This window comes from Pseudomonas sp. KB-10, assembly GCF_018221585.1.
Taxonomy (GTDB): Bacteria; Pseudomonadota; Gammaproteobacteria; order Pseudomonadales; family Pseudomonadaceae; genus Aquipseudomonas; species Aquipseudomonas yangonensis.
In genome coordinates this window covers 156,993-182,555 of the sequence record NZ_QYYB01000007.1, presented here as the reverse complement: position 1 = coordinate 182,555, position 25,563 = coordinate 156,993, and the positions used below count along the sequence as shown (strand labels likewise).

General features: G+C 65.1%; 21 protein-coding genes and 1 pseudogene. 8 read left to right on the top strand and 14 right to left on the bottom strand.

Translation table 11 applies throughout. The features are described from left to right. Positions 1-277: 277 nt before the first annotated feature. Genes adeC through DXK50_RS19135 form a run of 3 tightly spaced genes read right to left on the bottom strand, consistent with a single transcriptional unit; the run spans position 278 to position 6,014 of the window. The gene (adeC, locus tag DXK50_RS19145) at positions 278-1,711 is read right to left on the bottom strand and encodes an AdeC/AdeK/OprM family multidrug efflux complex outer membrane factor (RefSeq protein WP_212631427.1); all 1,434 of its coding nucleotides are present in this window, start codon (positions 1,709-1,711) and stop codon (positions 278-280) included. After that, on the bottom strand, positions 1,708-4,851 hold the full coding sequence (locus tag DXK50_RS19140; protein WP_212631426.1) for an efflux RND transporter permease subunit: 3,144 nt from the start codon (positions 4,849-4,851) through the stop codon (positions 1,708-1,710). The genes adeC and DXK50_RS19140 overlap by 4 nt, the downstream gene beginning before the upstream one ends. A 14-nt stretch (positions 4,852-4,865) precedes the next feature. Beyond that, complete coding sequence (locus tag DXK50_RS19135; protein ID WP_212631425.1) at positions 4,866-6,014, bottom strand: efflux RND transporter periplasmic adaptor subunit; 1,149 nt, start codon at positions 6,012-6,014, stop codon at positions 4,866-4,868. 183 nt (positions 6,015-6,197) lie between these two features. On the opposite strand from DXK50_RS19135, the gene DXK50_RS19130 reads away from it, so the two are divergent. Further along, entirely contained in the window at positions 6,198-6,833 is a 636-nt protein-coding gene (locus DXK50_RS19130) for a TetR family transcriptional regulator (RefSeq protein ID WP_212631424.1), read from the top strand. A gap of 84 nt (positions 6,834-6,917) precedes the next feature. On the opposite strand, the gene DXK50_RS19125 is transcribed toward DXK50_RS19130, so the two are convergent. Together DXK50_RS19125 and DXK50_RS19120 are read right to left on the bottom strand one after the other, a co-directional pair. Further along, entirely contained in the window at positions 6,918-7,100 is a 183-nt protein-coding gene (locus DXK50_RS19125; protein ID WP_212631423.1) for a hypothetical protein, read from the bottom strand. 212 nt (positions 7,101-7,312) lie between these two features. Then, positions 7,313-8,329: pseudogene (locus DXK50_RS19120) on the bottom strand (zinc-binding alcohol dehydrogenase family protein). Between the two features lie 116 nt (positions 8,330-8,445). Between DXK50_RS19120 and DXK50_RS19115 the strand changes: the two are divergent. From DXK50_RS19115 to DXK50_RS19090, 6 genes are all read left to right on the top strand, one after another. Beyond that, on the top strand, positions 8,446-9,360 hold the full coding sequence (locus DXK50_RS19115) for a LysR family transcriptional regulator (RefSeq protein WP_212631422.1): 915 nt from the start codon (positions 8,446-8,448) through the stop codon (positions 9,358-9,360). A gap of 242 nt (positions 9,361-9,602) precedes the next feature. Continuing rightward, positions 9,603-9,989, top strand: coding sequence for a DUF2946 domain-containing protein (locus DXK50_RS19110; RefSeq protein WP_212631421.1), 387 nt, complete (start codon positions 9,603-9,605; stop codon positions 9,987-9,989). An 81-nt stretch (positions 9,990-10,070) separates the two neighbouring features. Then, on the top strand, positions 10,071-11,465 hold the full coding sequence (locus DXK50_RS19105; protein ID WP_212631420.1) for a PepSY-associated TM helix domain-containing protein: 1,395 nt from the start codon (positions 10,071-10,073) through the stop codon (positions 11,463-11,465). Positions 11,466-11,509: 44 nt separating this feature from the next. Then, the gene (locus DXK50_RS19100) at positions 11,510-12,004 is read left to right on the top strand and encodes a copper chaperone PCu(A)C (protein ID WP_212631419.1); all 495 of its coding nucleotides are present in this window, start codon (positions 11,510-11,512) and stop codon (positions 12,002-12,004) included. Further along, the gene (locus tag DXK50_RS19095) at positions 12,004-12,375 is read left to right on the top strand and encodes a DUF2946 family protein (RefSeq protein ID WP_212631418.1); all 372 of its coding nucleotides are present in this window, start codon (positions 12,004-12,006) and stop codon (positions 12,373-12,375) included. Before DXK50_RS19100 ends, DXK50_RS19095 begins: the two co-directional genes overlap by 1 nt. 60 nt (positions 12,376-12,435) lie before the next feature. Continuing rightward, positions 12,436-14,520, top strand: a complete 2,085-nt coding sequence (locus tag DXK50_RS19090; RefSeq protein ID WP_212631417.1) for a TonB-dependent copper receptor — start codon at positions 12,436-12,438, stop codon at positions 14,518-14,520. An 88-nt stretch (positions 14,521-14,608) separates the two neighbouring features. Here the strand turns inward: DXK50_RS19090 and DXK50_RS19085 are convergent, their stop codons facing one another. From DXK50_RS19085 to DXK50_RS19065, 5 genes are all read right to left on the bottom strand, one after another. Then, positions 14,609-15,556 (bottom strand): adenosine deaminase, encoded by a 948-nt coding sequence (locus DXK50_RS19085; protein WP_212631416.1) that lies wholly within the window; start codon positions 15,554-15,556, stop codon positions 14,609-14,611. A gap of 461 nt (positions 15,557-16,017) precedes the next feature. Beyond that, positions 16,018-16,977 (bottom strand): 2-oxoglutarate and iron-dependent oxygenase domain-containing protein, encoded by a 960-nt coding sequence (locus DXK50_RS19080; RefSeq protein WP_212631415.1) that lies wholly within the window; start codon positions 16,975-16,977, stop codon positions 16,018-16,020. 230 nt (positions 16,978-17,207) lie between these two features. Next, positions 17,208-18,290: a BMP family ABC transporter substrate-binding protein gene (locus DXK50_RS19075; RefSeq protein WP_212631414.1), complete on the bottom strand. Its 1,083-nt coding sequence runs from the start codon at positions 18,288-18,290 to the stop codon at positions 17,208-17,210. Positions 18,291-18,766: 476 nt separating this feature from the next. Beyond that, positions 18,767-20,122 carry an 8-oxoguanine deaminase gene (locus DXK50_RS19070; protein ID WP_212631413.1) on the bottom strand — a complete coding sequence of 452 codons (1,356 nt, stop codon included), beginning with the start codon at positions 20,120-20,122 and terminating at the stop codon, positions 18,767-18,769. Positions 20,123-20,247: 125 nt separating this feature from the next. Further along, positions 20,248-20,598, bottom strand: coding sequence for a MerR family transcriptional regulator (locus DXK50_RS19065; RefSeq protein ID WP_212631412.1), 351 nt, complete (start codon positions 20,596-20,598; stop codon positions 20,248-20,250). Between the two features lie 82 nt (positions 20,599-20,680). Here DXK50_RS19065 and DXK50_RS19060 point away from each other — a divergent pair, with 82 nt between their 5' ends. After that, the gene (locus tag DXK50_RS19060) at positions 20,681-21,097 is read left to right on the top strand and encodes a hypothetical protein (protein ID WP_212631411.1); all 417 of its coding nucleotides are present in this window, start codon (positions 20,681-20,683) and stop codon (positions 21,095-21,097) included. 76 nt (positions 21,098-21,173) lie between these two features. Here the strand turns inward: DXK50_RS19060 and DXK50_RS19055 are convergent, their stop codons facing one another. From DXK50_RS19055 to DXK50_RS19040, 4 genes are all read right to left on the bottom strand, one after another. Continuing rightward, positions 21,174-21,623 (bottom strand): REP-associated tyrosine transposase, encoded by a 450-nt coding sequence (locus DXK50_RS19055; protein WP_212631410.1) that lies wholly within the window; start codon positions 21,621-21,623, stop codon positions 21,174-21,176. Positions 21,624-21,765: 142 nt separating this feature from the next. Then, complete coding sequence (locus DXK50_RS19050; RefSeq protein ID WP_212631409.1) at positions 21,766-22,692, bottom strand: ABC transporter permease; 927 nt, start codon at positions 22,690-22,692, stop codon at positions 21,766-21,768. A gap of 95 nt (positions 22,693-22,787) precedes the next feature. Beyond that, positions 22,788-23,885, bottom strand: a complete 1,098-nt coding sequence (locus DXK50_RS19045; RefSeq protein ID WP_212631408.1) for an ABC transporter permease — start codon at positions 23,883-23,885, stop codon at positions 22,788-22,790. Positions 23,886-23,896: 11 nt separating this feature from the next. Then, a complete protein-coding gene (locus DXK50_RS19040; protein WP_212631407.1) occupies positions 23,897-25,444 on the bottom strand; it encodes an ABC transporter ATP-binding protein in 1,548 nt (515 codons plus the stop codon). Between the last annotated feature and the right edge of the window lie 119 nt (positions 25,445-25,563).

Sequence of the window (25,563 nt, the reverse complement as noted above, 5' to 3'; positions counted from 1 at the left end):
AGGGCCATCCCTGGCCCATCACGGCTCTCGCGACATCCATGTCGCTCAACCCCTTCCACGGTGATTCCACTCGGCCTCCTGAAGGGGGCTTGGGCGTCGTCTGTGAGATCCGGGCTTCAAGAGCAAAAGCCAAGACCCGGCCGCCGCAGGCCTAGGGGGATTACGCTCGGTCTGTAAGCGATATGCACAAGAAATACGAAGCACAAAAAAACGCCCCCGCAAAGACTGCGGGGGCGGCGCGTTGGGTAAGGTCGTCCTTGAAGCGGGTTACGCGCGATCAACCTTGTGGGGCGTTGCTCCCCGTATCGCTCCAGCCACCACCCAGAGCCTTGTACAGCTCGACTTCACTGCTGAGCTGGGCCAGGCGGTCGGTGATCAGCTGCTGGCGCACGCTGAACAGCTGGCGCTGGGCGTCGAGCAGGGTCAGGTAGCTGTCCACGCCGGTGCGGTAGCGGCGCTCGGCCAGGTCGTAGTAGGTCTCGGTGGTTTCCAGCAGGGCGCGCTGGGCGTCCAGTTGCTGACGGTAGGTGGTGCGCGCGGCGAGGCGGTCGGCGACTTCCTGGAACGCCACCTGGATGGCTTTCTCGTACTCGGCGACGCGGATATCGCTCTGCAGCTCGGCATAGTCGAGGTTGGCGCGCAGGCGGCCGGCGTTGAAGATCGGCAGGCTGATCTGCGGCTGGAACAGCCAGGTGCCCGAGCCGCTGTCGAACAGGCCGGACAGCTGACTGCTGGCGGTGCCGGCATTGGCGGTCAGGCTGATGCTGGGGAAGAAGGCCGCGCGCGCCGCACCGATATTGGCGTTGGCGGCCTTGAGCTGGTACTCGGCCTGCAGCAGGTCAGGGCGACGCTGCAGCAGGTCGGCGGGCAGACCGGCCGGAACCTGCTCCAGCAGTTCGGCGTTCAATGCCAGACCTTGCGGCAGGTCGGCCGGCAGGCCGGTGCCGAGCAGTTGAGCCAGGGCGTTGCGATCCTGGGCGACCAGGCGCTGGTACTGCGCCAGGCTGACGCGGGCGCTGTCCACCGAGCTGCGTGCCTGGCTCAGGGCCAGCGCATCGGCGACACCGACGTCGAAGCTGCGTTGGGTCAGCTGGTAGCTTTCCTCGAAGGTCTTCAGGGTGTCCTGGGTCAATTGCAGCAGCGCCTGATCCGCCTGCCATTGCAGGTAGGCGTTGGCGACGCTGGCGACCAGGCTGATCTGCGTGCTGCGCGCGGCCTGTTCGGTGGCCAGGTATTGCTGCAGGGCCTGCTCGCTGAGGCTGCGGATACGGCCGAAGAAATCCAGCTCCCAGGCGTTGACGCCCAGGGTCGCGCTGTACTGGCCGCTGGTGCGGGCTTCACCGGTCTGGCTCAGGTCGGCCGGCAGGCGCTGGCGAGTGCCGGCACCATCGGCGGAGACCGAAGGCAGCAGGTCGGCGCGCTGGATGCGGTACAGCGCGCGATAGGCTTCGACGTTCAGCGCAGCGACACGCAGGTCGCGGTTGTTCTCCAGTGCCACCTGCACCAGTTGCTGCAGCGCCGGGTCGCGGAAGAACTCGCGCCATTGCAGGTCGGCCGCCGCACGGCTGCCTTCGCTGGCGGCGCTGCCATAGGCTTCGCCTTGCGGCCAGTCTGCGGCCACCGGAGCGTCAGGGCGTTCATAGTCGGGAATCAGGCTGCAGCCGCTGAGCAGAGCGGCGGCTACGGCCAGGGACAACAGGGACTGCCTCATTGCAGTACCTCCTTTTCTTTTTCACTGGCCGGCTCGGGGCGCTTCTTCTCGAAAATCGAGCAGACCACTACGTAGAACAGCGGAATCCAGAAGATCGCCAGGATCATCGCGCTGAGCATGCCGCCGATCACCCCGGTGCCGATGGCGTGCTTGCTGCCCGCGCCGGCACCACTGGCGATGGCCAGCGGCAGACAGCCGAGGATGAACGCCAGCGAGGTCATGATGATCGGGCGCAGACGCATCCGGCAGGCTTCGATGGCGGCTTCAGCGAAGGTCATGCCCTGCTCGTATTGGGCTTTGGCGAACTCGACGATAAGGATCGCGTTACGCGCCGACAGACCGATGGTGGTGAGCAGGCCGACCTTGAAGAACACGTCGTTGGACAGCCCGCGCAGTTCGGTGAACAGCAAGGCACCGATGATCCCCAGCGGCACCACCAGCATCACCGAGAACGGGATCGACCAGCTCTCGTAGAGTGCTGCCAGGCACAGGAACACGACGATGGCGGAGATCACGAACAGTGCAGTGGTCTGCGAGCCTGCCAGGCGCTCCTCGTAGGACAGACCGGTCCAGGAGTAGCCAACGCCCTGTGGCAGTTGCGAGGCGATTTCCTCGACGGCGGCCATGGCATCACCGGTACTGTAGCCGGGCGCTGGTGCACCGAGGATTTCCACCGCCGAGACGCCGTTGTAGCGCGCCAGCTTGGGCGGGCCGTAGGTCCACTCGCCACTGGCGAAGGCGCTGAACGGCACCATGCGACCCTGGTCGTTGCGTACATACCATTTGTTCAGGTCTTCCGGGGCCATGCGCGCGTCGGCCACGCCCTGCAGATAGACCTTCTTCACCCGACCGCGGTCGATGAAGTCGTTGACGTAACTGGCGCCCCAGGCAATCGACAGGGTGCTGTTGATATCCGCCAGCGACAGGCCGAGTGCGCGGGCGCGCTCGTCATCGATCAGCAACTGGTACTGCGCCTCGTCACGCAAGCCGTTGGCGCGCACGCTATCGAGCACCGGATGCTGGTTGGCCAGTTGCAGGAACTTGTCGCGCGCCTCGTTCATCACCTGATGGCCGACGCCCGCCTGGTCCTGCAGGAAGAAGTTGAAGCCGGTGGCGTTACCCATCTCCATCACCGCCGGCGGAGCGAAGGCGAACACCATCGCGTCGCGGAAGCTGAAGAAGTGCATCTGCGCACGTTGCGCCAGCGCCGCCACGCCATTCTCCTCACCCGGACGTTCACCCCAGGGCTTGAGCATGATGAAGGCCATACCCGAGCTCTGGCCGCGGCCGGCGAAGTTGAAGCCGGTAACGGTGAACACCGACTTGACCGTGCTCGCCTCGTCTTCCAGCAGGTACTGTCGCATTTCGTCGACCACCACCTGGGTGCGCTCCGCACTGGAGCCGGACGGCGTCTGCACCTGGGCGAAGAGCACGCCCTGGTCTTCCTCGGGGAGGAAGGCGGTGGGAATGCGGGTGAACATCCAGGCCATGATGGCGACGATCACCAGATACAGCAGCAGGTACGGCGCCTTGCGTTTGATCATGCCCGCAACGCCGCGCTGATAGGCATTGCTGCCGCGCTCGAAGGTGCGATTGAACCAGCCGAAGAAGCCGCGTTTGGCCTCGTGGTGATCGCTGTCGATGGGCTTGAGCAGGGTGGCGCACAGCGCCGGGGTGAAGATCAGCGCCACCAGCACCGACAGGGCCATGGCCGAGACGATGGTGATGGAGAACTGCCGGTAGATCACCCCGGTGGAGCCGCCGAAGAAGGCCATCGGTAGGAACACCGCCGAGAGCACCAGGCCGATGCCGATCAGCGCGCCCTGGATCTGGCCCATGGATTTCTTGGTCGCCTCCTTGGGCGACAGACCGTCCTCGCGCATCACCCGTTCGACGTTCTCCACCACCACGATGGCGTCGTCCACCAGCAGGCCGATGGCCAGGACCATGGCGAACATGGTCAGGGTGTTGATGGAAAAACCGAACGCGGCGAGCACGCCGAAGGTGCCGAGCAGTACCACCGGCACCGCCATGGTCGGGATGATGGTGGCGCGCAGGTTCTGCAGGAACAGAAACATCACCAGGAACACCAGCACGATGGCTTCGAACAGGGTGTGCACCACCCCTTCGATGGAGGCCGAGATCACCGGCGTGGTGTCGTAAGGGAAGACCACTTCCATGCCGGCCGGGAAGAACGGCTCCAGGTTGGAGATGGTCTCACGCACCGCCTTGGCGGTGTCCAGGGCGTTGGCGCCGGTGGCCAGGCGAACCGCCAGACCGGAGGCCGGCAGACCGTTGAACTGCGCATTGATGGCGTAGTTCTCGCCGCCCAGCTCGACCTTGGCGACGTCGCCAAGGCGCACCTGAGAGCCGTCGGCCTGCACCTTGAGCAGGATCTTGCGGAACTCTTCCGGGGTCTGCAGACGGGTCTTGCCGATGATGGTAGCGTTGAGCTGGTTGCCAGGCGATGCGGGCAGGCCGCCGAACTGGCCGGAGGAAATCTGCACGTTCTGCGCCTGGATGGCGCTGCGCACGTCCACCGGGGTCAGCTGGAAGCTGTTGAGCTTGGCCGGGTCGAGCCAGATGCGCATGGCGTACTGCGCGCCGAACACCTGGAAGTCGCCGACGCCCTTGGTCCGCGAGATCGGGTCCTGCAGGTTGGAGACGATGTAGTCGGACAGATCCTCACGAGTCATGCTGCCGTCTTTCGACACCACGCCGATGACCATGAGGAAGTTCTTCACCGACTTGGTCACGCGGATACCCTGTTGCTGCACTTCCTGCGGCAGCAGCGGGGTGGCCAGCTGCAGTTTGTTCTGCACCTGGACCTGGGCGATATCCGGGTTGACCCCCTGCTCGAAGGTCACGACGATTTCCATGCTGCCGTCGGAGTTGCTGGCCGAGCTGACGTAGCGCAGGCCGTCGATGCCGTTGAGCTGCTGCTCGATCACCTGCACCACGGTGTCCTGCACCGTCTGCGCCGAAGCGCCCGGGTAGCTGACCTGGATGGACACGGCCGGCGGCGCGATGCTCGGGTACTGGTTGATCGGCAATTTGAGGATGGACAGGCCGCCGGCCAGCATGATCACCAGGGCGATCACCCAGGCGAAGATCGGCCGGTCGATAAAGAATCTGGACATTCAGTACTTCTCCGTTAGTCCTGGCCGTTGGCGGGTTCGGCGTCTTGGCCAGGCTGTTCGGTCTTGACGTTGCTCGCCGGCACGGCCTTCACTTCGGCGCCAGGCTGCACGAACTGCAGGCCTTCGGTGATCAGGCGATCACCTTCCTTGAGGCCATCCTCGACCAGCCAGGCGCTGCCGGCGGTGCGATCGGCCTTGAGCACGCGCTGCTCCACCTTGTTGTCGGCACCCACCACCATCGCCGTCGGCTCGCCGCGCTGGTTGCGGGTCACGCCCTGCTGCGGGGCGAGAATGGCGTTCTGCTTGACCCCGGAAAGCAGCTCGGCATGCACGAACATGCCCGGCAGCAGCAGGTGATCGGGGTTGGGGAACACGGCGCGCAGGGTGACCGAACCGGTGCTTTCGTCCACCGCGACTTCGGAGAACTCCAGGGTGCCTTCATGGGCGTAGCGGCTGCCGTCTTCCAGCTTCAGCGCGACCTTGGCAGCGCTGTCGCTAGCCTTCTGCAGACGGCCCTCGGCCATATCGCGGCGCAGACGCAGCAATTCCTTGCTCGACTGGGTGACGTCGACGTAGATCGGGTCGAGCTGCTGGATGGTGGCCATGGCTCCCGCCTGGCCGTTGCTGACCAGCGCGCCTTCGGTCACAGCGGAACGACCGATGCGGCCGCTGATCGGCGCCATCACCTTGGTGTAGCGCAGGTTGATGCGCGCCTGCTCCAGTGCGGCGTCGGCCTGCAGGCTGGCGGCGCGGGCTTCGTCGTAGGCCTGCTGGCTGACCGCCTTGTCGTTGACCAGCAGCTTGTAGCGATCCGACAGCGACTTGGCGGACAACTTCGTGGCCTGGGCGCTCTTGAAAGCGGCTTCGTAGGTGGCCGGGTCGATCTGATACAGCTGCTGACCCGCCTTGACCTCGCTGCCCTCGGTGAACAGGCGCTTCTGGATGATGCCATTGACCTGCGGGCGCACTTCGGCGATGCGATAGGCGCTGGTGCGTCCCGGCACCTCGCTGGTCAGGGTAAAGGGTTTGGCTTCGAGCGTGACCACTCCGACCTGAGGCGTTTGCTGGGACTGTGGGGCGCTGGATTCCTGGCAACCGGTGAGACCGAGCATTGCCACGGCGATGGCGGAAACCAAGACAGCGAAGGCTGGCTTCGAGTGCATCTGAGAACCTCGTTTTTATCGAATCATGGCCCAAAGGGCGAAGGGGACGAAGGCAGGGGTAAAAAAGCGATGCAGGAATATACTTACGTACGTGAATGTTTGTAAATGCCTAAAGCTGCCTGCATACTCTCGCCCGTCCTCCTTTACCGGAGGGTTACGGCAAGGCTGAAACAGGTAGCAGAGATGGCCAGACGAACCAAAGAGGAAGCGCAGGCGACGCGGGTGCAGATACTCGATGCTGCCGAGCGGGTGTTCCATGCCCAGGGCGTTTCCCGTGCGTCTCTGGCCGAAGTGGCGAAGGAGGCCGGTGTCACTCGCGGCGCCATCTATTGGCACTTCGAGAACAAGATCGACCTGTTCCAGGCCATGCTCGAACGCCTGCGCCTGCCGCTCGAAGAACTGGCGCGGGCCAGCGAGAGCGAGGACGAGCCCGATCCGCTGGGCTGCATGCGCGAGTTGCTGATCAAGGCACTGACGCGCCTGGCTTGCGAGCCGCAAACCCATCGCACCCACGACATCCTGCGCTACAAGTGTGAATACACCGGTGAGCTGCTCGGCTTACGCGAGCGCATGCAGGCGCTGAGCCTCGAGTGCGATCAGCGTATCGCCAAGGCGCTGGGCAATGCGGTCAACAAGGGGCAGCTGCCAGAGGATCTGGATTGTGCGCGGGCGGCCGTGTGCCTGCATGCCTATATGGAGGGCATCGAGGCCAACTGGCTGCTGGTGCCCAACTTCGACCTGGCGCAACAGGCGCCTGCGCTGGTCGACACCGTACTGGACATGCTGCGCAGCCCGGCGCTGCGCCAGGCGCCGATGTAGGAGCGAATTTATTCGCGACAAGAGCCGGCAGGGTGTCAGGCCATTCGCGGACACGTCCGCTCCTGCAAGGCGTTGTGCTGAGCGTCAGCTCGCCCGTCGTTGCGCGGGCCAGTCGGGCAGGGTATGCGGTGCGCGCAGGCGGGCTTGCAGCCTGGCGACGAACTGGCGCGCCTCCTCTTCACTGCGAAAACTTACGCAATGCTGGTCCAGGCGAACCTGCCAGCAACATTTGCTGCCGTGACCCTGTGGTTGAACGACAATCTTCATGCTGACCACCTCCTTGAGGCGCGTCGATTCGTCGACGCCTGCTAGGGAAGGTCATGCTAGACCCCTTGGATGACTCTTTTCTGACCTGGATCAAGCGGCCGATCACCCTGCGCATGGCCTGGCGATGAACGGTGTCTGCCGGGCCGGACAGCCTTTTGTTTCAGCCCGGCCCAGCCAGTCACTCTGTTGCTTGCAGCGCATGCATAAGCGCTTCAGAACCCTTCGAGGACGATCTTGCCCTTGGCCTTGCCGCTTTCCAGCAGCGCATGGGCGCGGCGCAGGTTGGCGGCATTGATGGTGCCGAAATGCTCACCGAGCGTGGTCCTGATCACGCCGCTGTCGACCAGCCCGGATACCCCTTGCAGCAGGCGATGCTGCTCGATCATGTCGTCGGTCTGGTACAGCGAACGGGTGAACATCAGCTCCCAGTGCAGCGACAGACTCTTGCGCTTGAGCTGCATCACGTCCAGCGGTTGCAGCGGGTCATCGATCAGCGCCAGGCGCCCCTGCGGCTGCAGGCACTCGATCAGCTGGGCATAGTGCTGGTCGGTCTGGGTCAGGCTGGCGACGTGGGTAACCTGGCCAACACCGATGCGCGCCAGCTCCTCGCTCAGTGGTTTGTTGTGGTCGATCACGTGATGCGCGCCCAGCTCGCGGACCCAGGCCTGGGTTTCCGGGCGCGAGGCGGTACCGATCACGGTCAGGCCGGTGAGGCGTCGCGCCAGCTGGGTGAGGATCGAACCAACGCCGCCGGCTGCGCCGACGATCAGCAGGCTCTGGCCCTGATCGGTCGAGCCTTCGGCGATCTGCAGGCGCTCGAACAGCAGCTCCCAGGCGGTGATGGCGGTCAGCGGCAGAGCCGCCGCCTCGGCGAACGACAGGCTTTGCGGCATTTTGCCGACGATGCGCTCATCGACCAGATGCTACTCGCTGTTGGCCCCGGCACGGTCGATGGCACCGGCATAGAACACCCGGTCGCCGGGCTGAAACAGGCTGACTTCGCTGCCCACCGCCTTGACCACGCCGGCTGCGTCCCAGCCCAGCACCTTGGCTGCGCCGTTTTCGGGGGCGACGCCTTTGCGGATCTTGGTGTCGACCGGGTTGACCGAGATGGCGCGCACTTCCACCAGCAGGTCGTGCGGGCTGGGGGACGGCGCATCGAGGTGTACGTCCTGCAGGGCTTCGGGGTGCTCGGCAGGCAGGGATTGGTAGTAGGCGACGGCTTTCATGCTAGGGCTCCGGTTTACGGGTTCAGGCGATAGGGGCCATGGTCATCTGTTCTGCTGGTTGAAAAAAGCGCCTGCGGATAGAGTCTCTTTCATCATTATTTTGAAAGTGAGCCGCCATGCTGCGTTTCGATGACCTGCAACTCTTCGTGCGTACCGCTGAAACCGGCAGCCTGTCGGCCGCCGCGCGGCTGCTGGATGTCTCGCCGGCGGTGGCCAGCGCCGCGCTCAAGCGCCTGGAGCAGCAACTGCAGGTGCGCCTGTTGGCGCGCTCGACGCGCAGCCTGCGCCTGACGCCCGAGGGTGAGCTGTATCTGGTGCACGCGCGCCTGGCCTTGCAGAGCCTGGAGGAGGGACGCCAGCAACTGGCCGGCAGCCAGGACGGCATTCGCGGAATGCTGCAGCTGTCGGCACCCTCGGACTTCGGCCGCAACACCCTGTTGCCCTGGCTCGACGAATTTCAGGGCGAGCACCCGCAATTGCAGCTGCGCCTGCTACTGGCCGACCGGGTCGCCGATCTGTTCCGCGAGCCGGTGGACATCGCCCTGCGCTATGGCGCACCGGAAGACTCCAGCCTGGTCGCCTTGCCGGTGGCACTGGACAATCGCCGCGTGCTCTGCGCCTCGCCGGCCTATCTCGCACGGCAGGGGACGCCGCAGACGGTGGAGGAGCTGCGCCAGCACAACTGCCTGCTGTACATGTTGCACGGCCGCGTGCATGACCGCTGGCGCTTCCAGGACGGCAAGCGCGAGATGGTCATGAGCGTTGCCGGCAACCGGGTGTGCGACGATGCCGATGTCACCCGACGCTGGGCCGTGGCCGGGCAGGGCGTGGTGTACAAGTCCTGGCTGGACGTGGCCGAGGATGTCCGTGAAGGGCGCCTGCAGGTGCTGTTGCCTGGCTGGCTGGGCGAGCCGACGCCGCTGTATCTGGTCTGCGCGCACCGGGCTCAACTGAGCAAGGCGGTGCATCTGCTGCGCGAGTTCCTCCAGGTGCGTTGCGAGACCCTGCTGGCAGCAGCGCCCTGGCGTTGACGATAAAGTGCCCGGCGCCTGCTAGCAGGCTGTTGAAAAACTATCTGCGTTGCCACTGCTGCGTTAAAAACAGGCTCAAAATACTCATTTACAGCTTGTAAACTCCGCTTTTTCGCCTGTTTTTGCCTTGCATTGGCTGCCTCGTCTACGTTTATTCAACGGCCTGCTAGACTCCCGTACCAGGCCTCTGCGGCAACGTACCGCAGTGTCGCGCTGCCATCCTCTGTTTAGAGTCACGCTCCATGAAACTGGCCCGCAAAGACCGCTCACTGACCGCCTGGGTGCTGTACTTCAGCATTCTGTTCAGTGCGTTCGTCTGTGCCATCAGCCACGGCCAGATGGCCGGCATGCAGCTCAGCGGACTGGACGGGCAGTACTGTTCGTTCGAGGGCAACTTCGGCGCAGGGGCTGATCTGGACGGCTCCGGCATCGTCGCGCCGAACCCGGCCACCGGCTCCAACTGCGCCCTGGCCAGCCTGTTCAGTGCCAGCATTCTCGCGGCCTTCTTCGGCCTGCTCGGGCTGCTGACTGTCGAGCGCAGCTGGTCGGCGTCCGCGCTGCATCTGCCGCGCATCAGCCGTTATCGCTGGCCTCCGGCCAATCCCCGCGCTTCTCCCTTTTTCGCCTGATCCGTCCGCCCGCTCCGGGCGTCCCTATCATGCGAATGCCTGACCGCGTGTCCATGACCGCGGTGGGCTGGAGAAAGCTTCATGGCGTCTTCCCCCGATAGCTCCGCACCTGTTCGTGCGGCCCCGTCTTTCTACAACCTGGCCTGGCGCTGGCATTTCTATGCCGGCTTGTTCGTCATCCCGTTCATGATCCTGTTGTCGATCACCGGGATGATCTATCTGTTCAAGCCGCAGCTCGATACCTGGCTGTACCCGCATCTGATGCTGGCGCCAGCGGCCGAGCAGCGCGTCAGCGCCGACCAGCAGCTGGCACTGGTCGAGCAGCTGTACCCCGGTGCCTCGGTGAGCAAGTACCTGCCCCCTGTTGGCGAAGGGCGCAGCGCGCAGTTCGTCATCGAGCAGGATGGCCGTCTGCTCAACCTGTTCGTCGATCCCTACCGCGGCACGCTGCTCGGCGAGCAGGACGGGCAATGGAACCTGCAGGCCGTGGCGCGCACCCTGCACGGCGACCTGATGATCGGCACCCTGGGCGACCGGCTGATCGAGCTGGCCGCCGGCTGGGGCATCGTGCTGGTGGTATCCGGCCTGTACCTGTGGTGGCCGCGCGGCAACAACCCGGCCGGCATACTCTGGCCGCGCCTGCATGCGCGAGGGCGCCTGCTGTGGCGCGACCTGCATGCGGTGACCGGGTTCTGGGGCTCGCTGCTGCTGTTGTTCATGCTGCTCACCGGGATGACCTGGACCGGCTTCTGGGGCGCCCAGTTCGCCGGTGCCTGGAATCAGTTTCCTGCGGCGATGTGGGATGACGTGCCGAAATCCGGGCAGCTTGCCGGCAGCCTCAACAGCAGCCGCGAGCAGACCGTGTCCTGGGCGGCGGAGGTCACACCGCTGCCGGCATCCGATCCGCATGCGGCGCACCGCGGCCATGCCGGCCAGGATCACGGCCCGGCTGCGCCGCGCATCAGCCTGCAGCAGGTGGTCGACACCGCCGATGCGCGTGGCGTGCAGCGCGGCTACAGCATCAGCTTCCCGCAGGGCGCCACGGGCGTTTACAGCATCGGACTGTTCGCCGACGACCCGCGCAACGACGCCACCCTGCACCTGGATCAATACAGCGGCGCAGTGCTGGCCGATGTGCGCTGGGCGGACTACGGCCTGGTAGCGCGGGCCGTGGAGAGCGGGGTGAAGCTGCACGAAGGCAAGATGTTCGGCCTGGCCAACCAGATACTGATGGCGCTGGTCTGCCTGCTGATCATTTTCAGTGCGCTCAGCGGCCTGGTGATCTGGTGGAAACGCCGCCCGGTCGGTCGTCTCGGCGTACCGCCGCTGCGCCATGACCTGCCGCGCTGGAAGACCGCCATCGGCGTGATGATCGTGCTGGGCATGATCTTTCCGCTGGTGGGCGTCTCGCTGTTGCTGATGTGGGTGCTCGACCGCTCGCTGTGTCTGCTGCCCGGAACCCGATTCGCCAACTGAAGAAGTGTCATGTTTTCAACCATACCCACCCGGAGACAATCCCTATGAACCTGCGCAAAACCCTGCTGGGCCTCGCTCTGATCCTGCCCGCGATGCTGGCCCAGGCCCACGAGTACGATGTCGGCCAGCTGCATATCGATCACCCCTGGTCGCGCGAGATGCCGCCCGTGGCGCCGACCGCGGCGGCCTATTTCGTCGTGCACAACAAGGGCAGCGAGGCCGATCGCCTGCTCTCGGTCAGCAGCCCGGTGGCCGGCAAGGCCGAGCTGCACGAGCATAAGCACGCAGATGGCGTGATGAAGATGCAGCAGGTTCAGGACGTCGCCATCCCTGTCGGCGGCGAGGTGAAGTTCGAGCCCATGGGCTACCACGTCATGCTGTTCAACCTGAAGCAGCAGGCCAAGGACGGTGAGCGCTTCCCGCTGACCCTGACCTTCGAGAAGGCCGGCAGCGTCGAGGTTGAGGTGGCCGTGCAGCAAGAGGTACCGGCCGGCCATGACCATGCTGCCGGCCACGACGCAGGCAAGCACCAGCACTGATGATGATCACGGCGCGCAGACGGACCTTCGCCGCCCATCTCGGGCTGCTGGCGCTGGTCCTGATCGTGCTGGCGCCTCTGGCGTCGCAGCTGCGTGCCGAGCCCGCTGACTGGCGCTGGCTGAACGAGCTGGCCTGCCACGAGGGCATTGATCCCGCTGCGCGTGCCAGCGATGTCGGCGAGCCGCTGCTGCAGGTAGATGCCTGCGGCTACTGCTCGTTGTTCTCCCATTGTCCCGCGCTGACGGATAGCCATTGGGCGGTCACCGGGCGGTTGTCGCCCGTTCAAACGGGCGCAGCGCTCCCGCTTGCACCGCCGCCCTGTACTCATTTCCCCCGTGCGCTGTCACGCGCACCGCCCATGCATGCCTGAGTTGCTCTCCCGCGAGGGCTAACCGGCCCTTTTTTGCAAATCGACCATTCAGGTATCCGCATGTCCGTTTCCTTCGTTCCGGGCGCTGTTTCCGTTCGCCCTCGTTTTCCCCTGTCTGCCCTGGCCCTCGCCTGTGGCCTGTGCACCATCACGTCGCTATATGCCGAGGAGCATGTTCATGAGCTGCCGCCCACGGTGATCACGGCAATCCAGCAGAGCTCACCGCTGACCGTGGTGGCCGACCCCAAGGACCCACGCCAGCCCGTGCCGGCCAGCGACGCGGCCGATTACCTCAAGTCCATTCCCGGTTTCTCGGCAATTCGCAGCGGCGGCAGCAATGGCGACCCTGTGCTGCGCGGAATGTTCGGCTCGCGCCTGCTGTTGCTCACAGACGGCGGCCAGATGCTCGGCGCCTGCCCCGGACGGATGGACGCGCCCAGCTCCTATATCGCTCCGGAAACCTATGACCTGCTGGCCGTGACCAAGGGCCCGCAGACGGTGATCTGGGGACCCGGTGCCTCGGCCGGCGTGGTGCGCTTCGAGCGCGAGCCGGAGCGCTTCGGCGAACTCGGTGCGCGCCTGCATGCCAGTGTGCTGGCGGGCTCCAACGGCCGCTTCGACCGACTGATCGACGGCGCCGTGGGGGGTGAGCAGGGCTACCTGCGGGTGATGGCCAACCGTTCGCATTCGGATGACTACGACAACGGTGACGGCGATACCATCGCCTCGCGCTGGGACAAGTGGAACAGCGACGTGGCGCTGGGCTGGACCCCGGATGCCGACACCCTGATCGAACTCAGCGCTGGTCGTGGCGATGGCGAGGCGCGCTACGCCGGGCGCGGCATGGACGGCACCCAGTTCAAGCGCGAAAGCCTGGGCTTGCGCGTCGAGCGCAGCAACCTCGGCGGTGCGCTGGATAAGGTCGAGGCCAAGGTCTACTACAACTACGCCGACCACATCATGGACAACTTCCGCCTGCGCGTGCCAAACCCGACCAGCATGATGGCCATGCCCATGGCCTCGCAGGTCGACCGGCGCACCCTCGGAGCCCGGTTGGCGGCGACCTGGAAGTGGGACGATCTCGAGCTGATCACCGGCATCGATGCGCAGCGCAGCGAGCACCGTGGCCGCCGTTCCACCTACAGCATGATGACGGGCTACACGGACGCCGACCGCTTCCCCTGGAGCAAGGACGCCCTGATGCACAACTACGGCGCGTTCGCCGAGGCCACCTGGAGCCTGGCCGAGCGTGATCGGCTGATTTCCGGGGCGCGGGTGGATCGCGCCTCGGCCAAGGATTACCGGCAGAGTTTTCGCAGCATGATGGGCATGGCGCGGCCCAACCCGACGGCGGGCGAGACGCGCGCCGAGACCCTGCCAAGCGGCTTCGTGCGCTACGAGCATGACCTGGCCGGTTCGCCGACCACCCTCTATGCCGGCCTCGGCCATGTGCAGCGCTTCCCCGATTACTGGGAGCTGTTCTCCGCCGGCCTCAACGGCCCGGCCGGTTCGCGCAATGCCTTCGACGGCATCGAGCCGGAGAAGACCACCCAGCTCGATATCGGCATCCAGTACCAGGACGACAAGCTGCAGGCCTGGGCCTCGGCCTATGCCGGGCAGGTGCGCGACTACATCCTGTTCGATTATCGCGGCATGGGCACCCAGGCCGACAACGTCGATGCGCGCATCATGGGCGGTGAGCTGGGCGTGGCCTACGCCTTCGCCTCCAACTGGAGGGCCGATGCGACCCTGGCCTACGCCTGGGGCAAGAACAGCTCGGACGGCGAAGCACTGCCGCAGATGCCGCCGCTGGAAGCGCGCCTGGGCCTGAGCTACCAGCGTGACGACTGGAGCGTCGGCGCGCTCTGGCGTGTGGTCGATGGCCAGGGTCGCACCGCCGACGGGCGCGGCAACGTGGTAGGGCAGGACTTTGGCGACAGTGCCGGCTTCGGCGTGCTCTCGCTCAACGGCGCCTACCGCGTCAGCCGGCAGGTCAAGCTCAGCGCCGGCGTGGATAACCTGCTCGACAAGAACTACGCCGAGCACCTCAACCTGGCGGGCGACGCCGGCTTCGGCTTCCCGGCCGAAAGCCGCATCTCTGCTCCCGGCCGCACGCTCTGGGCCAAGGTGGATTTCGACTTCTGAGCACCCGCCCAAGACCTGCTGCGCGTCCTCGCCTGTCCCGGCCGGGGCGCCACGGCCTCTAGCTCACGAGGTTGCGCAGCGAGCAGGTTTAAGCCAGGCGCGCGTCCAGGCTGTTCTGCGCCAAGCGGCGAGCCTGATCTTCGGTCATGCCCAGGTGCTCGTGCAGGGCGGCGAAGTTCTCGCCGACATAGCCGCCGAAGTAGGCCGGGTCGTCCGAGTTCACCGTCACCTTCACGCCGCGCTCGAGCATGTCGAGGATGTTGTGCTGGCCCATGTGCTCGAACACGCACAGCTTGATATTGGACAGCGGGCAGACGGTCAGCGGAATCTGCTCGTCGATGATGCGCTGCATCAGCCGCTCGTCCTCGATGGCGCGCACGCCGTGGTCGATGCGCTTGACCTTGAGCAGGTCCAGCGCTTCCCAGATGTATTCGGGCGGGCCTTCCTCGCCGGCGTGCGCCACCGCGTGCAGGCCTTCGCTACGCGCCTTGGCGAACACCCGCTCGAACAGCCGCGGCGGGAAGCCCTTCTCCGAACTGTCCAGGCCGACACCGATAAAGGCATCGCGGAACGGCATGGCCTGCTCAAGCGTCTTGAACGCCTCTTCTTCGGGCAGGTGGCGCAGGAAACTGAGGATCAGGCCGTGGCTGATGCCCAGCTGCCGCTCGCCGTCGCGCAGCGCCTGCTGGATACCACGCAGTACCACTTCGAAGGGAACGCCGCGGTCGGTGTGGGTCTGCGGGTCGAAGAAGGGTTCGACGTGAATGACGTTCTGCGCCTTGCAGCGCTGCAGGTAGGCCCAGGTCAGGTCGTAGAAATCCTGCTCGGTGTGCAGCACGCTGGCGCCGGCGTAATACAGGTCGAGGAACTCCTGCAGGTTGTTGAAGGCATAGGCTGCGCGCAGGGTCTCGACATCGCTCCAGGGCAGGTCGATCCGGTTGCGTTCGGCCAGGGCGAACAGCAGCTCGGGCTCCAGCGAGCCCTCCAGATGCAGGTGCAATTCAGCCTTGGGCAGGGCGTTGAGCCATTCGGGCATGGTGGTTTCTCGTGGTCAGGCTTGGGTAACCGGTAAGTTTAACCGCTCGGACAGGATCGTGCTGCGCCGATGGGCGCTCCCTCCTGTGGGAGCGGACTTGTCCGCGAATTGATCGTCGATCGCCCCCAACGGAGCGAGCAACGACGTAGGGCGTACTCGCGAAGCAGTACGCCGTGCGTTGCGGCAGCGTTCCCGGCCGGCTCTGGCGGACTGTTCGCTGGCGCTCCTGAGTCCGCCCTACGGGCTGTGGAGCGGACTTGTCCGCGAATTGATCATCGATGGTTCCTAGCCGGAGCGAGCAATGACGTAGGGCGTACTCGCGAAGCAGTACGCCGTGCAGGTTGCGACAGCGTTCCGGCCAGGCCTGGCGGACTGTTCGCTGGCGCTCCTGAGTCCGCCCTACCGGGCCACATAGTCGATTCCCTCTCGGGCTGTTCTCCCATGCCGGAGCGTGGGAGCCGTCAGAGCTCCTCGCGCCGATAGGCATAGGTATCGGCGAAGCGTGATAGCAGGTACTCGGCGCTGGTTACCGGTGTGTACTTGGCCGGGTTGTCCGTGCTGGAGCAGTTGGGCAGGCAGTCGATCAGCGTGTCCGGGTGCGGTTCGGCGAAGAACGGCATGGAGTAGCGGTCCACCCCCAGCGGGCTGATCACCCGGTGTGGCGTCGAGGTGTAACGGTCGTTGCTCCAGCGCGCCATCATGTCGCCGATATTGACCACGAAGCTGCCGGCAATCGGCGGCGCGTCGATCCATTCGCCGTTACGCGCGCGCACCTGCAGGCCACCGGCATCGTCCTGGTAGAGCAGGGTGATGCAGCCGTAATCGGTGTGCGCGCCTGCGCCTTGCTGCTCGCTGCTGGTGGCAGTGTGGCGCGGCGGGTAGTGGATCATGCGCAGCACGCTGATCGGCTCATGAAAGCGTGCGTCGAAGAAATCGTGCTCGATGTCCAGCGCCATGGCCATGGCGCGCAGCAGGGTCTTGGCCAGGTCCTGCATGTCGGCGTAATGCTGTTCCATCAACTCGGCCCAGCCGGGCAGGTCCGGGTGGCGATTCGGCCCGCGCAGCGGTTTGCCCGCCAGCACCTCGGGGTGATCGGCGGGTATGTGGAAACCCATGTCGAAGGTTTCCTTGAGGTCGCTCGGCTTGCTCGGGTCCAGCTGCTCGGTGGCGATGGCACCGTAACCGCGGTGGTGAGCGGTCTGGGTGATATCGCTCCTGAGTTTCTCTTCGGCGGGCTGGGCGAAGAAGGTCTTGGCCGCACCGAGCAGGGCGTCGATGCGCTCGGCACTGATCGGGTGACCGACGATGTAGAAGAAGCCCCAGTCGCGGCAGGCGCGGTCGATCTGCTCGGCCACGGCAGGCCAGGCCGATGCTTTGTCGGCGTAGAGAGGGGCGATGTCGATGATGGGTAATGCGTTCATGTTTAGCCTCGGGTGGGCGGTGCTGCGAGTCTTCTCGTACCCAGGGCAGCGGAAAGAGATCTCGGATGAGAGCCCCTTGATGCGGTTCTGCCGGTAGCAGGGACGGCATCTCTGTTAGTTCGTGGGAGGAGCTTTAGCCGCGAGCCATTTGCTTGTCGCGGCTAAAGCCCCTCCCACAAGGTTTAGCCGGTGGGGCGGGAGCAACCCGCCACAGTGCCGCGATGGTCTGCTTACTTCGGCATTTCGGCCTTCACGTTTTCCACGTAGTAGTTCATTGCGGCCAGCTCGGCATTGGTCGCGCTGGCGCCTTCGGCGATGCGTACCGCACCACTCTGATCCTTGATCGGGCCGGTGAAGGGGTGGAAGGTGCCGCTGCGAATATCCGCGATGATCTGCTCGGCCTCGCTCTTCACGTCAGCCGGCACCAGATCGCTGATCGGCAGCGAGAGGGTGTCCTCGGCCAGGCCGCCCCAGAAGTCCTGCGGCTGCCAGGTGCCGTCGATCACTGCCTGGGCGGATTTGACGTAGTGCGGGCCCCAATCGTTGACGATAGAGGTGAGCACGGCCTTGGGCCCGAAGTGGGCCATGTCCGAGGCGTAGCCCACAGAGTAGATACCACGACGCTCCGCAGTCTGGATCGGCGCCGGGCTGTCGGTGTGCTGGAACATCACGTCCACGCCCTGGTCGATCAGCGCGTTGGCGGCGTCGGATTCCTTGCCCGGATCGAACCAGGTATTGACCCACACCACCTTGATCTCGGTACCGGGGTTGTACTTGTCCAGCGCCAGCTGGATGGCGTTGATGTCGCGGATCACCTCGGGGATCGGGAAGGATGCGATGTAGCCGACCTTCTTGGTCTTGGTCATCTTCGCCGCGAGGAAGCCACCGACATAGCGCCCCTCATAGGAGCGCGACAGGTAGGTGCCGACGTTCTTGTCCTGCTTGTAGCCGGTGGCATGTTCGAAGGTGACCTTGGGGAATTGTTTGGCCACCTTGATCGTCGGGTTCATGTAGCCGAAGGAGGTGGTGAAGATCAGGTCGAAACCGCCCTTGGCCATGTTGCGGATCACCCGTTCGGCGTCGGCGCCTTCCGGCACGTTCTCGACGAAGCTGGTGGTGACCTTGTCGCCCATTTCCTTGATCAGCATCTGCCGGCCCTGCTCGTGCTGGTAAGTCCAGCCGTGGTCGCCGATGGGGCCGATGTAGACGAAACCGACCTTCAGAGGATCGGCTGCCGAGGCGCTGAGCATGGTGCCAAAGCCCAGGACAGCGACGAGGGTGCGCAGCAGCGGTTTCTTGCTCTTCTTGTGCATGGTGGGTGCAGCTCCAGTCTTGGTGTGGGGGTGGCCGTTGGTTGGCTGATCCCATGACTGCAAAAAGCTGACCAAAAGGACAGATAGGCGGGGCGACGGCGTTCTGCCTGTGCGCCTGCTCATGCGTTGGGGGCGGTATTGGTGCGCGGCAGACTTGTATGGCGTGTTGTGGTGCGTCGCTCCTGTGAAACGACGGTCGCGGCTGAAGCCCCTCCCACAGGTTGGCGCTGCTCTTGTGGGAGGGACTTTTGTGGGAGGTAATGCTGCTCACCTAAGAAACGGTCGAGCTCGATCAGTCCCCTCGCCCCTCCGGGGAGAGGGTTAGGGAGAGGGGAGCCAAACCTGTGCAACCTTAAGGGGACAGCGTTATTTTGTGGGAGGGGCTTTAGCCGCGACCCAGCCGGTAGCCTGGGTTGAGCCTGGCGAAACCCGGGACATGGATATCGCTGTGCTCGACCCAGCCTGCGAAGCCTAAGTCAGCCGTTGATCAGCTCACGCGCCGCCTGCCGGTGATCGGCGATCAGCTTCGCTACGTCCAGCCCTTCGATCTGCCCGTCTATGACGCGCCAGGTGCCGCCGATCATCATTCGATCGGCGCGGTCGGCGCCGCACAGCAGCAGTGCGGCGATGGGGTCGTGGCTGCCGGAAAAACGCAGCTCATCGAGCTTGAACAGCGCCAGGTCGGCCTGTTTGCCCACCGCCAATTCGCCGATGTCGCTGCGGCCCAGCAGCTTCGCCGAGCCCTTGCTGGCCCAGCCCAGCGCCCGCTCGGGCGTGATCGCCTCGGCACCGTAGCGCAGGCGCTGGATGTAAAGCGCCTGGCGTGCTTCGAGGATCATGTTCGAGGCATCGTTGGAGGCCGAACCGTCGACGCCCAGGCCTACCGGCACACCGGCTGCCTCCAGGTCGTGCACGGGGCAGATGCCCGAGGCCAGGCGCATGTTCGAGCAGGGGCAGTGGCAGACGCCGGTGCCCGCAGCGCCGAGGCGGGCGATTTCCTCGGGGTTGAAGTGAATGCCATGGGCCAGCCAGGTGCGCGGGCCAAGCCAGCCGACGCTTTCCAGGTAATCCACGGTGCGCAGGCCGAACTGGCGCAGGCAGTAGTCCTCTTCGTCGAGGGTTTCGGCCAGGTGGGTGTGCAGACGCACGTCGAGCTGTTCGGCCAGTTCGGCGCTGGCGCGCATGATCTCGCGGGTGACCGAGAAGGGCGAGCAGGGCGCCAGGGCGATCTGGATCTGCGCGCCTTCGCCACGCTCATGGTACTGGCCGATCAGGCGCTGGCTGTCGGCCAGGATCGTCTCGCCATTTTGCACCGTATGTTGCGGCGGCAGGCCGCCGTCGTCTTCGCCCAGACTCATCGAACCGCGGCTGAGCATGGCGCGCATGCCCAGTTCTCGAACGGCTTCGACCTGCACGTCGATGGCATGCTCCAGGCCGCCGGGGAACAGGTAGTGGTGATCGGCGGCGGTGCTGCAGCCGGACAAAAGCAGCTCGGCCAGCGCCACCTTGCTGGCCAGGGCCAGTTTCTCGGGGGTAAGGCGTGCCCAGACCGGGTAGAGGGTCTTCAGCCAGGGGAACAGCGGCTGGTTGACCACCGGCGCCCAGGCGCGGGTAAGGGTCTGATAGAAGTGGTGATGGGTGTTGATCAGGCCCGGCAGCACCACGTGCTCGCGCGCATCGAACACCTGCTGGCAGGGCGTCGAGGGTTGCCGGCCGGCGCCGAGCACCTCACTGATACGGCCATCCTCGATCACCAGGCCGCCGGAAGCGTCCAGGTCGTTGGCGGTGAAGATGGCGAGCGGGTTCTTGATCCAGATACGGGTAGCAGCCATGAGCGGCTCCTCTGAGGTTGATGTCAGGTAAGCCAGCTCAGTGTTGACCCTGTCTGCTGATCCAGGTTCGTCAGAAATGACGTGCGGCGAAGATAACTGACCTCGGGGTCAGCATGCAATGCGCCTCAGGGGCGCAACGGACAGGTCGTTGCCAGGCGCTGCAGCAGTTCGTTTCTCAGTTGCTGCAGCTCGTCGATGCGGTTTTCGATCAGTGCCAGCTTGTCCTGCAGCAGTTGGGTCACGGCTCGATCCGGGTCGCTGGCCTGCCACAGGCCGCCGACATGCTGGCTGATCTCGCCAAGGCTGAAACCCAGGCGCTGCGCGGTCTTGATATAGGTGACAAGCTGCACCATCTCGACGGGGTAGTCGCGGTAACCGTTGGCACTGCGCCGAGCGGCGATCAGCCCGCGTTGCTCGTAGAAGCGCAGGGTGTCGCGGCTCACTTCGCAGGCCTCGGCCAGTTCTCCGATACGCATCTTTTCACTCGGTGGGGTGTTGACCTTGGAGCATACTCCAGGCCTTAGCCTGGGTGCTCCTTGAATGATTGGAGCAATACCCATGTGGACCCCCGAACACTATCGTCACCTGGTACGGGCCAGTGGCTGGTACGACCTGCTGGTGGCCGCCCCCTTTGCCACGCCCTGGAGCCTGATGGCGCTGCATGGCCTGCTGCAAAGCCTGCATCACGGCCTCGGCCTGCCGGGTGCGCTACCGGCCTTCGAACCGATGCACATGCTGCTGGGCAACCTGATGGGCTCGATCATCTGCGTCTGGTCTGTGCTGCGTATCCGCGACCCGCAAGCAGTGTTCGGTCGCTATGACGCGGCAGGTCGGCTGTTGTTTTCCACCTGGCAGATCTACGCCCTGATGCACGGCGCAACGCCACTGGTCGCGATCTTCCTGGTCTTCGAACTGGCCTGGGGCGTGGCGCAGTTGTGGCCGGTGAGGGCGCCCCAGCAAGCTTTTCGCGGCTGAAGCCGCTCCCACGGTGCTATGTGATGCCGTGGGATCGGCTGTTGTGGGAGGGGCTTCAGCCGCGACCCTTCCAAGCTCAGAGCCACACCGAATCCCACAATGGATAATCGCCTACACGGCTGACCAAACCAGCCCTCAGGGGATTGGCGACGATGTAACGCGCGGCAGGCAGAACATCTTCCTCGCGGCGCAGCGCTCGGTCATGAAAGCCGTCCTGCCAGAGCTTTCCGTGGCGGCCTGACACCGTGTTGATTCGCTTGGCGCTGCGTCCCTTGATGCGCCGCATAAGGTCGCTGATCGAGCCTTGCTCCAAGGCGATCAGCCAGTGAAGGTGATCCGGCATGAGCACCCAAGCCAGTGATTCGGCCAGACCTTCTTGCTGGGCGGTTTTCAGTTCCGCGACGACGAGTCGACCCACAGTGAAGTTCGAAAAAAGCGTTTCGCGGTTTTCGGTCGTTGCGGTAAGGAGATAGATGCGCTGCGTTTCCGAGAAACGGCCTGCGCGCAAGCTGGCTGAGTGGGGCATTCCTTTGCCTCTCGATCAGGGTGTGACACAGGTATAGCCGAAAATCTCTTGTCGCGGCTAAAGCCCCTCCGACAAAAGCCGGTCGGCAGGTCGCTCTATTGCTGTGGGAGGGGCTTCAGCCGCGACTAATAGCTGTCGAGCCTCAATGCCCCGGCTGCCACGGTTGGCCAAGGGATACCGGCGCATACAGCCGGGTTTTGATCGCATCGCGCGAGAGCAGCACCAGCACCAGGATGGTGGCCACATAAGGCAGCATCGCCAGCAGGTTCGACGGGATCGACAGGCCGATGCCCTGCGCCACCAGGTGGAGGATGCTGGCCAGGCCGAACAGGTAGGCGCCGAGCAGTACGCGCAGCACCCGCCAGCTGGCGAATACCACCAGCGCCAGGGCGATCCAGCCGCGGCCGGCGGTCATGTTTTCCGCCCACATCGGCGTGTAGGCCAGCGACAGATATCCACCGGCCAGCCCGGCCATGGCGCCACCGAAGAGCACCGCCAGGGTGCGCACGCGCAGTACCGGCAGGCCCATGGCGCTGGCGGCGTCCGGGTTCTCGCCGACGGCCTGGATGATCAGGCCGATGCGGCTTTTCAGCAGCACCCAGGCCACCAGCGCGAACAAGGCGAAGGACAGGTAGATCAGCACGTCCTGGGCGAACAGCATGCGCCCGATCAGCGGAATATCGGACAGCAGCGGAATGACGATGGGCTCGAAGCCGGTCAGCGGCTTGCCGACCCAGGCCGCGCCGACGAAGGTGGACAGGCCGACGCCGAAGATGGTCAGGGCCAGGCCGGTGGCCACTTGGTTGGCGTTGAAGCCCAGCGCCACGGCGGCGAACAGCAGCGACAGCAGCATGCCGGCCGCGATGGCCAGCAACACACCGAGCCACAGGCTGCCGGTGCTGAATGCGACGATAAAGCCGATCACCGCGCCGAACAGCATCATGCCTTCCTGGCCTAGGTTGAGCACGCCGCTCTTCTCGCACACCAGCTCGCCCAGGGCCACCAGCAGCAGCGGCGTGCCGGTGCGCACCATGGCGTAGAAGATATTGGTCAACAGATCGAGATCCATGGGGATTCCTTTACAGTCAGACTCTTTGTGGGAGGCGCTTCAGCGGCGAGCTTTTGTCGCAGCTAAAGCGGAATGTCGCCCAGCCACTCCCGCAGTCAGGTGGTCGCCTCGGCGAGCGTTTCGCGGCGTGCCCATTTCCACTTCAGCCGTGGCCTATAGAGGATCAGCACGTCGCAGGCCAGCAGGTAGAACAGCATCATTCCCTGAAACAGCTGGGTGATCGCCTGCGGTAAGTTGAGATTCATCTGCGCGTTCTCGCCGCCCAGATACAGCAGCGCCATCAGCAGGCTGGCGGCGACGATGCCGAGCGGGTTGAGGCGGCCGAGAAAGGCCACGGTGATCGCTGCGTAGCCGTAGCCGGGCGAGACCTGCGGTACCAATTGGCCGATGGGCCCGGCCACTTCGCCCACACCCGCCATACCGGCCAGCGCGCCGCTGACCAGCAGGGCGAACCACACCAGACGCTTCTCGCGAAAACCGACGAAACCGGCGGCGCGCTTGTCCAGGCCCAGCACCTTGATCTGAAAACCCAGAAAGCTCTTGTGCAGCAGCACCCATACCGCCACCAGAGCCAGCAGCGCCAGGTACAGGCCGCCATGCAGGCGCCCGTCCTCACTGACCAGCGGCAGGCGGCTGGCATCGCCGAACATGGCCGATTCGGGAAAGTTGAAGCCGGCCGGGTCTTTCAGCGGGCCATGCACGAAGAACAGCAGCAGGTTCAACGCGATGTAGTTGAGCATGATACTGGTGAGGATTTCGTTGGCGTTGAAATGCGTGCGCAGCCAGGCGGTAAGCCCGGCCCAGGCCGCGCCCGCGCAGGTGCCGGCCAGCACTACCGCCGCCAGTGCCCAGCGGCTTTCCCAGTCGATCAGTTGCAGAGCCATGGCGCTGCCGGCCAGGGCGCCGATCAGCAGTTGACCTTCGGCGCCGATGTTCCAGATGCGCGCCTGGTAGGCGACCGCCATGCCGAGGGCGCAAAGCAGGATCGGCAACGCCTTGACCAGCAATTCGGACACGCCGTACCAGTCGCTGACCGGGGCGATCAGCAGGGTGTGCAGGGTTTCCAGCGGGTCATGGCCGAGCAGGGTGAACAGCAGCATGCCGCTCACCAGCGTCAGTACGGCGGCCAACAGCGGCGACAGCCAGAGCATGGGGCGCGACGCCTGGCCGCGCGGTTCCAGGGATAACAGCATGACGGGCTCCGTCAGCAGGCCGCAGCGGCGGCGGGTTGATCGAATTCACCGGCCATCCAGCGGCCGACTTCCACGGTGGATACCTTCGCCGTCTCGGCCAGCGGCGACAGGCGCCCGCTGCACAGCGCGCCGATGCGGTCGCTGATCTGGAACAGCTCGTCGAGGTCTTCGGATATCACCAGGATCGCCGCGCCGGCATCGCGCAGGGCGATCAGCGCGCGGTGGATGGCCGCCGCCGCACCGACGTCCACACCCCAGGTCGGGTGCGCAGCCACAAGCAGTTTCGGGTTTTGCAGAATCTCGCGGCCAAGGATGAATTTCTGCAGGTTGCCGCCGGACAGGCTGCGTGCCGCCGTGTCGGCATCCGGCGTTTTCACCGCGAAACGCTGGATGATCTGCTCGGCCAGCGCGTGCACCTTGCCGCGCTGCACCAGCCCACCCTTGACCAGGCCCTGGCCGAAGGCGGTGAGCAGGGCGTTGTCGACCAGGCTCATTTCCGGCACGGCGCCATGGCCGAGGCGTTCTGCCGGCACGAAGGCCAGGCCCAGCTGGCGCCGCGCATCCGGATGCAGATTGGCCACTGGCGCGGCATCCAGGCTGACCCGCTCGCGCTCGCCACGCGGCAGACGGGTTTCGCCGCTGAGCAGGGCGAGCAATTCGTCCTGGCCATTGCCGGCCACCCCGGCGATACCGACGATCTCGCCGCTGCGCACCTCCAGGCGAATGCGGTCCAGCGAGCAGCCGAAGGGATCGGGATTGTGCCAGCTGAGATCATCCACGCGCAGCCGTGGCAGGCCGCCGCTGACTTTCGGGTAGCTGCTTTCCAGTCCCTCGGCGTCGCCGACCATCAGCCGCGCCAGCTCCAGATCGCTGCATTCGGCCGGCACGCAATGGCCGGACACCCGGCCGCCGCGCAGCACCGTGGCGCTCTGGCACAGCGCGCGCACCTCGCCGAGCTTGTGGCTGATAAACAGAATGCTGCAGCCCTCGGCGGCCAGGCGGCGCAGGGTGACGAACAACTCGTCGGCCTCCTGCGGCGTGAGTACCGAGGTGGGCTCGTCGAGGATCAGCAGTTTGATGTCCTGCATCAGGCAACGCACGATCTCCACCCGCTGGCGTTCGCCGATGGACAGGCTGTGCACCAGGCGCGTCGGCTCCAGCGCCATGCCGTAGCGCTGCGACACCTGGCGAATCTTCGGCTCCAACTGCTTCGGTGTACCGGCCTGCGAGCCCATGGCCAGGGCGATGTTCTCGGCGACAGTGAGCGTCTCGAACAGGGAAAAATGCTGGAACACCATGCCGATGCCCAGGCTGCGAGCCACGGCCGGGTCGCGCATCGTCAGCCGCTCGCCCTGCCAGCGGATCTCGCCGCTGCTGGGCTGGGTGACGCCATAGATGATCTTCATCAGCGTACTCTTGCCGGCGCCGTTCTCGCCGAGCAGGGCACGGATCTCACCGGGGGCGAGGGTCAGGTCGATACGGTCGTTGGCCAGGCAGCCGGGGTATTGCTTGCTGATGGCGGTCAGCTGCAAACGCGGGGAAGCGGGTGGGGCAGACATGGAAAGCGCTCGTTGCAATAACTGAGCGGTGCTAAAGCAAAAACTTGGCCAGGAGGTCAGAAAAGCAGGCGGCGGGCGTTAGCGTCAGCCGCCTGTGCAGATTCATGCGCGGGATTGGT

What these genes read in the sequence shown, in the direction of transcription:
- adeC (WP_212631427.1), bottom strand. Translation starts at nt 1,711, where the DNA reads ATGAGGCAGTCCCTGTTGTCCCTGGCCGTAGCCGCCGCTCTGCTCAGC.
- DXK50_RS19140 (WP_212631426.1), bottom strand. Translation starts at nt 4,851, where the DNA reads ATGTCCAGATTCTTTATCGACCGGCCGATCTTCGCCTGGGTGATCGCC.
- DXK50_RS19135 (WP_212631425.1), bottom strand. Translation starts at nt 6,014, where the DNA reads ATGCACTCGAAGCCAGCCTTCGCTGTCTTGGTTTCCGCCATCGCCGTG.
- DXK50_RS19130 (WP_212631424.1), top strand. Translation starts at nt 6,198, where the DNA reads ATGGCCAGACGAACCAAAGAGGAAGCGCAGGCGACGCGGGTGCAGATA.
- DXK50_RS19125 (WP_212631423.1), bottom strand. Translation starts at nt 7,100, where the DNA reads ATGAAGATTGTCGTTCAACCACAGGGTCACGGCAGCAAATGTTGCTGG.
- DXK50_RS19115 (WP_212631422.1), top strand. Translation starts at nt 8,446, where the DNA reads ATGCTGCGTTTCGATGACCTGCAACTCTTCGTGCGTACCGCTGAAACC.
- DXK50_RS19110 (WP_212631421.1), top strand. Translation starts at nt 9,603, where the DNA reads ATGAAACTGGCCCGCAAAGACCGCTCACTGACCGCCTGGGTGCTGTAC.
- DXK50_RS19105 (WP_212631420.1), top strand. Translation starts at nt 10,071, where the DNA reads ATGGCGTCTTCCCCCGATAGCTCCGCACCTGTTCGTGCGGCCCCGTCT.
- DXK50_RS19100 (WP_212631419.1), top strand. Translation starts at nt 11,510, where the DNA reads ATGAACCTGCGCAAAACCCTGCTGGGCCTCGCTCTGATCCTGCCCGCG.
- DXK50_RS19095 (WP_212631418.1), top strand. Translation starts at nt 12,004, where the DNA reads ATGATGATCACGGCGCGCAGACGGACCTTCGCCGCCCATCTCGGGCTG.
- DXK50_RS19090 (WP_212631417.1), top strand. Translation starts at nt 12,436, where the DNA reads ATGTCCGTTTCCTTCGTTCCGGGCGCTGTTTCCGTTCGCCCTCGTTTT.
- DXK50_RS19085 (WP_212631416.1), bottom strand. Translation starts at nt 15,556, where the DNA reads ATGCCCGAATGGCTCAACGCCCTGCCCAAGGCTGAATTGCACCTGCAT.
- DXK50_RS19080 (WP_212631415.1), bottom strand. Translation starts at nt 16,977, where the DNA reads ATGAACGCATTACCCATCATCGACATCGCCCCTCTCTACGCCGACAAA.
- DXK50_RS19075 (WP_212631414.1), bottom strand. Translation starts at nt 18,290, where the DNA reads ATGCACAAGAAGAGCAAGAAACCGCTGCTGCGCACCCTCGTCGCTGTC.
- DXK50_RS19070 (WP_212631413.1), bottom strand. Translation starts at nt 20,122, where the DNA reads ATGGCTGCTACCCGTATCTGGATCAAGAACCCGCTCGCCATCTTCACC.
- DXK50_RS19065 (WP_212631412.1), bottom strand. Translation starts at nt 20,598, where the DNA reads ATGCGTATCGGAGAACTGGCCGAGGCCTGCGAAGTGAGCCGCGACACC.
- DXK50_RS19060 (WP_212631411.1), top strand. Translation starts at nt 20,681, where the DNA reads ATGTGGACCCCCGAACACTATCGTCACCTGGTACGGGCCAGTGGCTGG.
- DXK50_RS19055 (WP_212631410.1), bottom strand. Translation starts at nt 21,623, where the DNA reads ATGCCCCACTCAGCCAGCTTGCGCGCAGGCCGTTTCTCGGAAACGCAG.
- DXK50_RS19050 (WP_212631409.1), bottom strand. Translation starts at nt 22,692, where the DNA reads ATGGATCTCGATCTGTTGACCAATATCTTCTACGCCATGGTGCGCACC.
- DXK50_RS19045 (WP_212631408.1), bottom strand. Translation starts at nt 23,885, where the DNA reads ATGCTGTTATCCCTGGAACCGCGCGGCCAGGCGTCGCGCCCCATGCTC.
- DXK50_RS19040 (WP_212631407.1), bottom strand. Translation starts at nt 25,444, where the DNA reads ATGTCTGCCCCACCCGCTTCCCCGCGTTTGCAGCTGACCGCCATCAGC.